General features: G+C 61.8%; 1 protein-coding gene. It reads right to left on the bottom strand.

The genetic code is table 11. The features are described 5' to 3' along the window. The coding region (locus tag AACH06_RS30145) for a hypothetical protein (RefSeq protein ID WP_341429532.1) at nucleotides 1-545 on the bottom strand (545 nt) is incomplete at both ends.

Raw genomic sequence — 545 nt, 5'->3', positions numbered from 1 at the left:
GTGAAGCTGTAGTAACCCAGCTCCTGGTCTGCCACGTTCACCGTCGTGACCGTGGCGTCGGTCGCCAGCGCCGTGCCGCTGTTGGCCGTCCTCAGGTGCAGCTTGATCTGGCCTTCGTCGAGGTTGTCCGGGTTCACCAGCACCGTGTAGACGCCATCCACCGGCAGCGTCGGCAGCGTCAGCATCATTCCCGAACGGTCGCTCGTGTACTGGTACGCCGACGTCAGGTAGTTGCCATCGGGCTTGTACACATACACGTAGGTGTAGTTGTTGGTGCCCGTGTTGCCGTCGTCCAGCGTGTTGTTGGTCAACAGCAGCTGCAGGTTTTTGCCCGTCACCCCGTTGAAGGTGTAGCGCGCGTTCTGCCCGGCCTTCAGCGTGGCTGTCGTCGGCTGCGCCGCGTCGATCTTCAGCTCCGTGCCGATGTCCTTGCCCAGCTGCACCTTGAAGCTCACCGAGTTCTGGTAGCGCGGCACAAACACCAGACCGTACTTGCCATCCACCGTGAAATTGCTGGCAGCAAAGTCGCAGTCACCCGCGCTCGA

It is taken from the genome of Ideonella lacteola (assembly GCF_038066555.1).
Taxonomy (GTDB): Bacteria; Pseudomonadota; Gammaproteobacteria; order Burkholderiales; family Burkholderiaceae_C; genus Ideonella; species Ideonella lacteola.
The sequence above is the reverse complement of the archived record's forward strand: the minus strand, read 5'-3'. Positions and strand labels throughout refer to the sequence as shown.